This window comes from Paraburkholderia sp. RL18-085-BIA-A (assembly GCF_046027075.1).
Taxonomy (GTDB): domain Bacteria; phylum Pseudomonadota; class Gammaproteobacteria; order Burkholderiales; family Burkholderiaceae; genus Paraburkholderia.
In genome coordinates this window covers 1-11752 of sequence record NZ_JARESU010000197.1, presented here as the reverse complement: position 1 = coordinate 11752, position 11752 = coordinate 1, and the positions used below count along the sequence as shown (strand labels likewise).

Here is an 11752-nt window from a genome sequence, read left to right as displayed (position 1 = left end):
GATTTCCCTTGCGACTCATGCTGCAAACCACGTGATGCTGCTTCAGCAACGCCTGGTATTCATCGCTCGCCGTCGCTTTACTGACATTCGCACTTCGATAGCCGCAAATGTCGGGTTTCGCGACAAGCGTATGCAAACTTTCGACCCGGCGCTCCAATCTTCCCAAGACCTGGTCAACTTCCCAGCAACGTGACAGTACCGTCATCGCCAACTTCACTGCCTCTTCACGACACTCCTTCGTATAGACAGCCTTCGGGATTCGGTTCATCAATACCTCCGTTCCTTCCTTTTACGGAATTTCGGCATCCACTTTTTTCAACCAATCTCACTCGAACGGCCAGCGTCATGCTCGACATTCGTGTAACGCCGTGAAATAAGCGATCGAACGTGAGACGGAATAACGGGGTTCTGCAAACGTTTGCCAGATGGGTCTCAAATTAACGAGACTAGCTGTGCGCATGCAGCGGGAACGTCGTCACTGGAGCAGGCGCTATTGACCACGGCGAAGGCAATCCGGGAACACTCTTTAACCGTTATCTCTAAAGGGATTTAAATGATTGGCGGTGTACTCAGGAAAATTGCTGTACCCACGTTGCTAGCCGGCGTGATGCTGGCCTTGGGGCTTGATTCGGCCGAAGCGCAGGAACCGAAGCTGATCGAGGTAACCGTAAGCGTATTCCCCGGGGGCTTTAACTGGCCTAGTTATGTCGCGCAGGACAACGGCCTGTTCGCTCAACAAGGCATTCAAGTGACGTTACAGGACACGCCCGGCTCCGTTGCGCAGATGACAGGTCTATCCCAAGGCCGTTTTGATCTGGCGATGACGGCGATCGACAACATCGTGGCCTACGTCGAGGGCGAAGGCGAAGCGCCGATCGGACCGCAGCCCGACTTCGTCGCCGTGATGGGCAGTGACAGTAGTTTTTTGAGTCTCGTCACGACGGCGGAAATCAAGTCTTACGCAGATTTGCGGGGAAGGACCCTGTCGGTTGACGCCCGGACCACCGGTTTTGCTTTCGTCCTGTACGACATGCTGGCACGCAAGGGCTTGAGCCAGAGCGATTACACCGTCGAACCCGCTGGTGGCATGACGCAGCGCTGGAGCGCACTGGAACAACATGCTCAAGCCGGAACGCTGCTGTCGACGCCGTTCAACATCCTCGCCCGCGATGCGGGGTTCAACCAGATCGCGACGGCCACTGACGTGATCGGACCATATCAAGGAATTGTCGCGGCAACACGGCGTTCCTGGGCGCACGATCACCGTGCCCAAGTGGTCGGATTCATTCGTGCGTACGCTCAGGCGGTCGACTGGCTGTACGACCCGAAGAACCACGACGCGGCTATTCGTATCCTGACAAAGAACGTCCCAGGTATCTCGCCGGACCTTGCCGAGAAAACCTACGCAGAACTACTCGATCCGCATGCCGGATTTTTTCGCGAGGGTCGAATGAGTATCCCCGGAGTCCGTACGGTGCTTGCCTTACGCACGCGCTACGCGGTGCCCCACAAGGTACTGAACGACCCGATGAAATACTACGATCCCTCCTTTTACCGCGCGGCGATGCGGTAAAGCTCGTTGTTTATCCAAAGTCGACTGGGTCTCGCTAGCGAGAGAGCGGCGCTCGTCCTTTTTCCGCCCACCGGGATCTCGCGCACAGTTTGACCGTTCTCTTCCGGCAGACGATCTCGGTACACCTCAAAAATCAAATGAAACTGCTTAAGAAATATGCATTGCTTGGCTATGCATTAGTACTGGTTTCTCTGATGGCGCCTCGTCTGGCAATCGCGCAATCATCGGTGGCGCTCTACGGGTCATACGATGTCTTTCTCGGATACCAGTCGGCGACGGTAAACGGCAAGCATACGACGCTGACTCTGCTCGGGAACAATGCGGAGTCGGTTAGCCGCATTGGGGTGCGCGGTACCGAGGACATCGGTGGTGGGAATCACGTCAATTTTGTTCTGGAAAACGGCTTCGATCCGACGTCAGGCCAGCAGCAGAACACGTTCCGGTTTTTCGACCGGCAAGCGTGGCTCGGCATATCGGGGGATTTTGGCGAATTCCGTGTCGGACGCCAGAATTCCCCGTTGTTCACGCTTCTCAGCAACGCCGACGCGTTCGGCGCGGTGACCTATGGATCCGGCTTTAATAACTTCATCATGGAGCAAGTTCGCGTCGACAACGACCTCGCCTATTTCACTCCGGTCTTTGCGCACACGCAAATGGAGTTCCACTATGCAATGGGAGGGGTTCCGGGGGAGTTCACCGGTAACGCCGTGTATCAGGTCGGCATGCAAACGAAGCAGGGGCCGTTTGTCGCGGTCGCGGCGTATTTCAAGGCAAACAACGCGTCGAACACCAATTCGGTTCAACAACTGCTCGCAGCCGTCAACTACGACTACGGCTATGGGAAGCTTTATGCCGGCTTCTTTCGTACCAACGACGTGATCTCGGCGACGACCGGGAATGCGCTGACAAGTCCGCCAGGGAAGGGCAATCCTGCGGCGGGCCCGGTTACCAATACGCCGGGCAACTACCACAACACGTACACACTTTCGGCCGACTATCGGGTGACTAGTTCGGTCACTATCGGCCTTGGATATGCGGTGACAATCGACCGCTCCGGGCTGGGCAACAACGCAAGGGAGATCGGCGTTATCGCCAACTACAACCTGTCCAAATCGACGCATCTTTACGCGGTGGGTTCCCGGCTGACGAACTCGAATACGGCGCGGTTCCTGCTGGCAGGGGCGGCGTTAAGTCCAGGGGCGTTCCTTACGCCAGACCCCGGGACTGCGGAGACCGGCTTCCAGGTCGGCATCCGCTACGCGTTCTGAGTGCAGGACGTGAGCGCATCTCAGGCGATGAGGTACGCCTGCGATCGGCAGACAGTACGTCGGGTAACAGCGAGAATTTCGCCCGATTGCAATGGCGATGAAAATACTATCGTCACTGCAATCGGCGGTGAATAAATTTGTGCCTTGACTTCGGTTGGTTCGTGAGTGTCGCAGTAAGGGCCGCAGAGGAAAGTTGACCGATATGCAAAGTACTGCTTATGTTGCCAGTTCTTGGAATTGGTCAGCGAACGGGAGAGATGGCGAAAGTGACGTGACAACAGGCGACCGGATCGAACATCCGCCGCGGTACCTCCGATACACGCGCCGTCTCGAGCGAATCCAGCGCACAGCGCAGTACAGTCTCTCAGTTCTTCTCTACCGTGTTGAAAATCCACACCGTACGTCCGCACCACGGGTGCCAGCGATAGAGAACTTCCCGCGACTCGGTAATATGGATGTTGTGTTGACGGCTTGTACAATGCCGTCCGCTTGCATTCGACTTTGGGCTGTCTGTCGCCTGCCGCCTACGAGGCGAAACCGACAGTGAAAGAACCTATCGGCCTGTCCGAAATAACTTGACCACTACACCCCGACAGTAGGCGCGCGTACAGTTCCCTCCCGTGGTAAGTCGACTGCTTCCAATGCTTGGTCCCCGTCGGAGACATCTGTCAAAACACTCACCTCAATTTCGGTCATGATCTCCTGAAGCAGATCACACCCTCATGGTCGGGCTTTCCGTGCCGGGCGGGAATACACACCACGATCCGTCATCGTGTCTGAAGAAAAAAATCGCCAGCAGACCGGTTGAATGTAACGCTTCGACGCGCACATAGCGTCTCTGATTCGTACCCATGCGACTAAACCGTGTGACGTGAGCCGGCCTCGCCGGAGTGGGCGCCAGCCACTTTTCGACCAGCAAGCGGAGGGATCTCTGACCGGTGTTCATCGTCTTCTCCTTCGACCTCTTTCCTGTCGCGCTATGGTGAGCGCTTTTCTGCTACGAGACCGAGCGCGCAATCAATCATGCGGCTCGCCTTGGCCCAGTCAAACGCATGGGCCATGCCATCATCGCCGCGCTGATACCAAGTCGTTGATTTTATGTATATTTGTGTATTTTTTATGGTGCTTGAACGGTTGCCAGTTGCGCAAAGCGTTCGATTTCCGGACGGTGCTGTATTTCAGGAATAGAATTCAGACGGAGGTCCGCCCCTGTATGGCGACCGCGTCGTGATTGATCGCTGATGGGCACATCCGCGCCGTAGAGTCGCGCCCTGGCGCTCGCGACGCGCGCTGGGGCGGCGGCCTATCGACTGAGGCAATTGCGCATCCCGGGGCAAAAAAGAAAACGCCTTATGGCAAGGCGAAGCCTCTGATCGGGTGAGGTACTCCTGCTCACATGGAGATCGCATGAAAGAGACCGGCACGCCAATGGACTGGTTTTCAAGTCCCGACCGGGACGCCAGCGTCATGGCGTCGTGGGAGCGTTTGATTCAAGGTGACAAGCGGCCCTCGGGTGCCCTCCGTGGCGTCGTTGACGATTCCTGGCATCGCTGCCTTGATGGCCGCGTGGCTCCCGATGCGGCAGGCGCCCCACTACCGCTTGAAGAAGGGGCTCTGTTCGACTTGCGCGTCAGGAGCGACCGCCTGATGCATGCCAGCGCGCCGATTATCCAGCAGACACGCGAGTTAATTTCGCAGACGGGGACCATTCTGCTGCTCGCGGATCCGGACGGCATGATCCTCGAACTGGCCGGCGACGCGCGCATCGTTGAACCCGCCGGCGAGGTCCGGTTGATACCGGGTTGTAACTGGACTGAACTCAGTTGCGGCACCAACGCGATCGGCACCGCCCTCGCTTTGCAGCAACCGGTCCAGATCCATGGTTCGGAGCATTTCTGCGCGGGTATCAAGCAGTGGACTTGCTCTGCCACGGTGATCCGCGATCCGCTTGACGGCACCGTACTCGGCGTACTTGATGTCTCGGGCCTTGCGCAAACCTACAGCCAGCATAGCCTGGCGTTTATCGTCTCGATGGCCGGGCGTATCGAGAGCCGGCTTGGGAAGTTCGCAATGGAGCGCCGTCTGCGCCTGATGGAGCGTTGCATGGCTTACTGCTCCGGACGTACGGACGGCGTCGTCGCGGTGGACGAGTCCGGACGTCTCGTCAGAGCCAACCCGCAAGCGTCAGCCGCCTTTGCGCGGCTTGGCGTTCCAGGCGCACTGGACAACGCTTTTCCGATCCCCGACATCGCCAGGATTGCCGGTGGCTCCATGTCGCCGCAATCACCGGCGTGGTTGCGCCTCGCACGAATTGAACGCGTTACTGAAGGTGCCGACACGCTCGGTTTCATGTTGATTGCGCCGGCTGCCAGTCGGCGCGCCGCTTCGTTATCCGAAGCGATGCCGGTCGCCGAGCCCACGCCTGCCGCGGCGTTCTCTCGCATTGTCGGCACGAGCCCTGCACTGCGGGCGGCTATCCAGAAGGCGCAGCAGCTGGCTAAAGCCTCGGTCCCGGTACTGCTGCTGGGTGAAACCGGCGTTGGCAAGGAGTTGTTCGCGCAAGGCATTCACCAGACCAGCTCGAGGGCAGACGGCCCCTTCGTCGCGCTGAACTGCGGTGGCTTGTCCCGCGATTTGTTGAGCAGTGAGCTGTTTGGTTATGCCGAAGGCGCGTTTACCGGCGCACGCAGGTCAGGCATGACAGGGAAAATCGAAGCGGCGAATCACGGCACGCTGTTCCTCGACGAGATCGGCGAAATGCCACTCGACATCCAGCCGCATCTGCTGCGTGTGCTGGAGGAAGGGGAGATCTACCGGTTGGGCGAAAACACGCCTCGCAAGGTCGGCTTCCGTCTGATCGCCGCCACGCATCGCGACCTGCGTGCGGACGTCGCTGACGGGAAATTCCGCATGGATCTGTATTACCGGCTGGCCGTCACGAACATCTCGATACCTCCGCTGCGCGAACGCAAGACGGATTTGCCCGAGATGATCGAACACTGGTTGAGTGTCTCGCGCAAGCGGTACGGCGTGACCCATGCCGTCTTCGACGATGTGGCGTATGGATGCCTGCTGAACTACACTTGGCCGGGTAACGTCCGTGAGATGCGAAATGCGATCGAGGGCGCGGTACTCATGGCCCGCGACGGAATCATGACAGTTGCCGAGCTGCCGCCCGAGATCGGTGCTTTGGCCGTTTCTCCTGGGCGTGTCCGAGAGACGGCGTCCTCTGGGATGTCTGCGCTTGCGCGCCAAAAGATCCGCTCGCTGGAAATGGCGGAAGCAGAGTCGATTCGTTTTGCGATCCAGCAATGCCAGGGCAACCTGACCGAGGCGGCCGCGCAGCTCGGGATAGCAAAAAGCACGCTGTATCAGAAGATCCGGAAGTACGCCTTGGTGCGTGACCTTGGGGTCAGCCGGCGCGTCAGTCGATGACGTTGAATACGGTCTACTGGTTCTCGCACGTCACGCTCTCCGTCAGACTTGCGTTCGAATTCCGCTCTCCAAACGGCCGACCGTTCAGGAACCGGTCGTTGTGCGACGGTCTCGCCCACCGCGAGCAAGCCGGTAGTTCCCCGCAAAGCCATTCCATTCAATAGTTTGCCGACAAGACGCCGATTCGGCGGTCAGTGGCATAGCCCTTGCCTTTAGCTCCTCCGAAGCGAATCGCAATAACCGCTTCGCATCGCGCCTCCCCGTCGAGGCGATGTTCAATCAAGGAGAGCTGGAGACACTAATGGAACAGCAACTTTCACACGTCCAGGTACTGGGCATCGATGCCGGCGGCACGATGACCGATACCTTCTTCGTGCGCTCGGATGGCCGCTTTGTGGTTGGTAAGGCCCAAAGCAATCCCGCAGACGAGTCGTTGGCGATTCTGGAGTCGTCCAAAGACGCACTGGCGCAGTGGGCGCGCGAAGTGGACGAGGTCTATCCCGAACTGGTGACCTGCGTCTATTCCGGTACGGCGATGTTGAATCGCGTCGTTCAGCGCAAGGGCCTGGATGTCGGGCTTATTTGCAATCGAGGCTTCGAGCAGATTCACTCCATGGGACGGGCCATCCAGAGTTATCTCGGCTACGCGCTGGAAGAACGGATCCACCTCAACACCCACCGCTACGACGAACCGCTGGTCCCGCTTTCGCGTACGCGGGGGGTGACCGAACGCACCGATGTTCAGGGTGAAATCGTGATCCCCCTGCGCGAAGACGAGGTGCGCAAGGCGACGCGCGAGCTCGTGAATGCCGGATCGAAGGCTATTGCCATTTGTCTCCTGCAGTCTCACAAGAATGAGTCGAGCGAAAAACGCGCTCGCGATGTCTGCCGCGATGAACTGAAGAAAATCGGCGTGGACATGCCGGTTTTCGCGTCGGTCGACTACTACCCGTCGCGCAAGGAAAGCCACCGCACGAACACCACCATTCTCGAAGCCTATGCGGCCGAACCGTCCCGGCAGACGCTGAAGAAGGTCAGCGACCGCTTCAGGAAGCACGGGGCCAGGTTTGATCTGCGGGTGATGGCCACGCACGGCGGGACGATCAGCTGGAAGGCCAAGGAGCTCGCCCGTACGATTGTCTCTGGTCCGATCGGAGGAGTGATCGGCTCGCGGCTGCTTGGCGAAAGACTGGGCTACGAGAACATCGCATGCAGCGATATCGGTGGCACCAGTTTCGACATGGCGCTGATCACCAAGGGCAACTTTGCGATCGCCTCCGATCCGGACATGGCCCGTCTCGTGCTGTCGCTGCCGTTGGTAGCGATGGATTCGGTGGGCGCGGGTGCCGGCAGCTTTGTGCGGCTTGATCCCTACAGCGGCTCCATCAAGCTCGGCCCGGACAGCGCGGGTTATCGCGTCGGCACATGCTGGCCGGAAAGCGGACTCGATACGGTATCGGTGTCCGACTGCCATGTGGTGCTGGGTTATCTGAACCCCCACAACTTCCTCGGCGGCGCGATCAAGCTCGACGTCGAGCGCGCACGGCAACACATCAAGGCACAGATCGCCGATCCGCTTGGCCTCTCGGTGGAGGATGCCGCTGCAGGCGTGATCGAACTGCTCGATCTCAGCCTGCACGAGTACCTGCGCGCCAACATCAGCGCGAAGGGTTACAACCCCACCGACTTCGTGTGCTTCTCGTACGGCGGGGCTGGACCTGTGCATACCTACGGATATACGGAAGGCCTGGGCTTCAAGGACGTGATCGTCCCTGCATGGGCCGCCGGATTCTCTGCGTTCGGCTGCGCATGCGCCGACTTCGAGTACCGCTACGACAAGAGCGTGGATATCGCGGTCGCGCCGGACGCGCCCGACGAACAGAAGGCGGCAGCCTGCTCGGTCATCCAGGAAGCGTGGAAGGAACTGGCCGACAAGGTCGTCGAGGAGTTCGTCATCAACGGCTTCAAGCTGGAAGACATCACCCTGCTTCCCGGCTATCGGATGCAATACATGGGACAACTGAACGACCTCGAGATTACTTCGCCGATCAGTGGTGCTGCCACCCCCGCAGACTGGAAGAAGATTACCGACGCGTTCGAGGAGACCTACTCGCGGGTGTACGCGAGTTCCGCCCGCTCACCGGAACTGGGCTTCAGCGCCACTGGCGCGATCATGCGCGGCCTTGTCGCCACGCAGAAGCCCGTGCTGCCTGAGGATCCGGAGGCGGGCGAAACACCTCCCGAGTCTGCGTATCTCGGCAAGCGCCCGTTCTATCGCCACAAGACGTGGGTCGAAGCCGACATCTGGCAGATGGAGTCCCTCATGGCGGGCAACCACATCGTCGGGCCGGCCATCATCGAGTCCGCCTCCACCACATTCGTCGTGCCTGATGGTTTCGAAACCACGCTCGACAAGCACCGTCTGTTCCATCTGCAAGAAGTGAAGTAAGGAGACGAAAATGAACCTCATGTCATCCAAGGAAGTTGGCCATCCCGAACTGCTTGCCAACGGCAAGACCCTGAAAGCGTTCCGCGCCGAGATCATGGAGCGCACCAGCAAGACGGGCCATTACAACGGGCTCGCGCGGCTCGAGTTGCGCGAGAAGGACCCAATCGGCTACGAGAAGCTGTTCTCCAAGATCCGCGGCGGTCTGGTGCATGCTCGCGAAACCGCGAAGAAGATCGCTGCTTCGCCGATCGTTGAGCAGGAAGGGGAACTGTGCTTCACGCTATACAACGCGGTCGGCGACTGCGTGCTGACTTCGACCGGCATCATCATCCATGTCGGCACGATGGGCGCCGCGATCAAGTACATGATCGAGAACAATTGGGAGGACAACCCGGGCATCAATCCGGGGGACATGTTCACCAATAACGATTGCTCGATCGGCAACGTTCACCCTTGCGATATTGCGACGATCGTGCCGATTTTCTGGGCCGGTACGCTCATCGGCTGGGTAGGCGGGGTGACGCACGTGATCGACACCGGTGCGGTGACGCCGGGCTCCATGTCGACGGGTCAGGTCCAGCGCTTCGGCGACGGCTATCAGATCACCTGCCGCAAGACCGGCGTAAACGACCAGCCGCTGCGCGACTGGCTGCACGAAAGCCAGCGTTCGGTGCGCACTCCGAAATACTGGATCCTCGACGAGCGCACCCGGATCGCCGGTTGTCACATGATCCGCGACATGGTCGAAGAGATCGTCGCCACCGAGGGGCTGGAAGCCTACGAGAAGTTCAGCTACGAGGTCATCGAAGAGGGCCGTCGTGGCTTGCAAAGCCGCATCAAGGCAATGACGCTGCCGGGCAAATACCGCAAGGTCGCCTTTGTGGATGTGCCCTACGCCCACGAAGATATCCAGACACCCTCGGCCTTTGCCAAGATCGACACCATCATGCACTCGCCGGTCGAAATGACGATCAGGCCCGACGCCACATGGCGGCTGGATTTCGAAGGCGCGAGCCGCTGGGGATGGCACACCTATAACGCCCACCACGTGGCGTTCACGAGTGGCATCTGGGTCATGATGACCCAGACCCTGGTGCCGACACAGCGCATCAACGACGGCGCCTACTTCGGCACGGAGTTCCGCCTGCCCAAGGGCACATGGATGAACCCGGACGATCGCCGCACCGGGCACGCCTATGCATGGCACTTCCTGGTATCGGGGTGGAGTGCCATGTGGCGGGGGCTCGGCCAGGCGTACTTCAGCCGTGGCTATCTGGAAGAAGTCAACGCCGGCAACGCCAATACTTCGAACTGGCTGCAAGGCGGCGGCATCAATCAGGACGGTGAGGTGCACGCGGTCAACAGCTTCGAGGCCTCGTCGTGTGGCACGGGCGCCGGCGCCATCAGGGACGGTCTCAACCACGCCGCCGCGATCTGGAACCCGGAAGGCGACATGGGCGACATTGAGATCTGGGAGATGGCCGAACCGTTGCTTTATCTCGGACGCAACGTCAAAGCCAATTCCGGTGGCTATGGCAAGTACCGCGGCGGTTGTGGCTTCGAAACGCTGCGCATGGTCTGGAAGGCCCAGGACTGGACCATGTTCTTCATGGGCAATGGCTACATGAACAGTGACTGGGGGTTCATGGGCGGCTATCCGTCTGCCACCGGCTACCGGTTCGAGGCGCACAAGACGGGCCTGAAAGAGCGCATCGCGCAGGGGCTCTCGCTGCCCCTCGGCGGCGACACGAATCCCGACGAACCGGACTACGAGCGGCACATTGATGCGACTTCCAGGGTCAAGCGCGACAAGCAATGCATGACGACGGAGGATTGCTACGAAAACCACGACCTGTACCTCAATTACCTGCGCGGCGGTCCGGGCTTTGGCGATCCGCTCGATCGGGAAACGGAAGCCATCGCAAAAGACCTCAACAACGGTTTTCTGCTCCCCGAGTTTGCCGAGAAGGTGTATGGCGCGGTGTTGTCGCAGGACGCATCGGGGATCTGGACAGTCGATGCGCAAAAGACCCTGAAGCGCCGCGGCGAAATCCGTAAGGAACGGCTTGCGCGCTCGTTGCCGACGCGGGAATGGATGAAGGAAGAGCGGGAGCGTGTCCTCACCAAACATGCGTCGCGCCCGGTGCGCCACATGTTCGCGACCAGCTTCGGGTTGTCGGAGAAATTCCTCAACAACTTCCGGAAGTTCTGGGATCTGCCTGCCGACTGGAACATGACCGAGGCAGAACTGGACGTGCCGTCCTACGGCTCGAAATACCGGATGGATCTCTCGTTGCTGCCCGACGTGACCACGGTGGTTCAGGTCGAAGAGTAATCCATGCCGGTATCGATATCGAAGCGAATCAAGGAGTAGCGAAATGTCTGCTTACACGAAGGAACAGGTCGGCAATCTGGTCGACGGACGACTCGACTGGGATACGACCGTACGCATGTTGTCCATGCCGAAGGATCATGAGCGCTTTAGCCAGTATCTCGAAGTGTTGCAGGGGAAGGTCTCGTGGCCCGACAAGATTGTCTTGCCGCTTGGACCGCACCTGCATATCGTGCAGGCCGCGAAGAGCAAACACTGGCGGGTCAAATGCGACTGCGGCCATGAATTCTGCGACTACCGCGAAAACTGGAAACTGTATGCCAACGTCTATGTGCGCGACACAGAGGAGGCCATGCTCGAAGTCTATCCCAAGCTCATGGCGCCTGACACCCAGTGGCAGGTCTACCGCGAGTATTACTGTCCGAGTTGCGCAACCATGCACGACGTCGAAGCGCCGACGCCGTGGTATCCGGTGATTCACGATTTCGAGCCGGACATTGAGGCGTTCTACACGGACTGGCTGCAGTTGCCGGTTCCCGAGCGCGCTGACTAGCGCATGGCTCAGGGCGCAGTTGTCTCGCGCCCGGTTCTCCCGGCGGGGGGGGGGGGGGGGGGGGGGGCGGGGGGCGGGGCGGGGGGGGGGGGGGGGGGGGGTGGGGGTTGGGGGGGGGGGGGGGGTGGGGGCGGGGGGGGGC

The 11752-nt window shown here is 59.7% G+C and carries 7 protein-coding genes; 6 read left to right on the top strand and 1 reads right to left on the bottom strand.

Annotated features, from left to right (window positions below):
* The coding region (locus tag P0D89_RS47655; protein WP_408369237.1) for a hypothetical protein at positions 1 to 268 on the bottom strand (268 nt) is incomplete at its 3' end.
* A gap of 285 nt (positions 269 to 553) precedes the next feature.
* On the opposite strand from P0D89_RS47655, the gene P0D89_RS47650 reads away from it, so the two are divergent.
* The 6 genes from P0D89_RS47650 (at position 554) to P0D89_RS47625 (ending at position 11610) form a co-directional block, all read left to right on the top strand.
* Positions 554 to 1573 (top strand): ABC transporter substrate-binding protein, encoded by a 1020-nt coding sequence (locus tag P0D89_RS47650; protein WP_408369239.1) that lies wholly within the window; start codon positions 554 to 556, stop codon positions 1571 to 1573.
* A 137-nt stretch (positions 1574 to 1710) separates the two neighbouring features.
* Positions 1711 to 2841 (top strand): porin, encoded by a 1131-nt coding sequence (locus tag P0D89_RS47645; RefSeq protein WP_408369241.1) that lies wholly within the window; start codon positions 1711 to 1713, stop codon positions 2839 to 2841.
* 1407 nt (positions 2842 to 4248) lie between these two features.
* Positions 4249 to 6276 carry a sigma-54-dependent Fis family transcriptional regulator gene (locus P0D89_RS47640; protein WP_408369243.1) on the top strand — a complete coding sequence of 676 codons (2028 nt, stop codon included), beginning with the start codon at positions 4249 to 4251 and terminating at the stop codon, positions 6274 to 6276.
* 301 nt (positions 6277 to 6577) lie between these two features.
* The gene (locus P0D89_RS47635; RefSeq protein ID WP_408369245.1) at positions 6578 to 8725 is read left to right on the top strand and encodes a hydantoinase/oxoprolinase family protein; all 2148 of its coding nucleotides are present in this window, start codon (positions 6578 to 6580) and stop codon (positions 8723 to 8725) included.
* Positions 8726 to 8735: 10 nt separating this feature from the next.
* Positions 8736 to 11060 (top strand): hydantoinase B/oxoprolinase family protein, encoded by a 2325-nt coding sequence (locus P0D89_RS47630; RefSeq protein ID WP_408369247.1) that lies wholly within the window; start codon positions 8736 to 8738, stop codon positions 11058 to 11060.
* 43 nt (positions 11061 to 11103) lie between these two features.
* Entirely contained in the window at positions 11104 to 11610 is a 507-nt protein-coding gene (locus tag P0D89_RS47625; RefSeq protein WP_408369249.1) for an acetone carboxylase subunit gamma, read from the top strand.
* Positions 11611 to 11752 lie beyond the last annotated feature (142 nt).

Excerpts from the sequence above, each read along its gene's own strand:
- P0D89_RS47650 (WP_408369239.1), top strand. The coding sequence starts at position 554 with ATGATTGGCGGTGTACTCAGGAAAATTGCTGTACCCACGTTGCTAGCC.
- P0D89_RS47645 (WP_408369241.1), top strand. The coding sequence starts at position 1,711 with ATGAAACTGCTTAAGAAATATGCATTGCTTGGCTATGCATTAGTACTG.
- P0D89_RS47640 (WP_408369243.1), top strand. The coding sequence starts at position 4,249 with ATGAAAGAGACCGGCACGCCAATGGACTGGTTTTCAAGTCCCGACCGG.
- P0D89_RS47635 (WP_408369245.1), top strand. The coding sequence starts at position 6,578 with ATGGAACAGCAACTTTCACACGTCCAGGTACTGGGCATCGATGCCGGC.
- P0D89_RS47630 (WP_408369247.1), top strand. The coding sequence starts at position 8,736 with ATGAACCTCATGTCATCCAAGGAAGTTGGCCATCCCGAACTGCTTGCC.
- P0D89_RS47625 (WP_408369249.1), top strand. The coding sequence starts at position 11,104 with ATGTCTGCTTACACGAAGGAACAGGTCGGCAATCTGGTCGACGGACGA.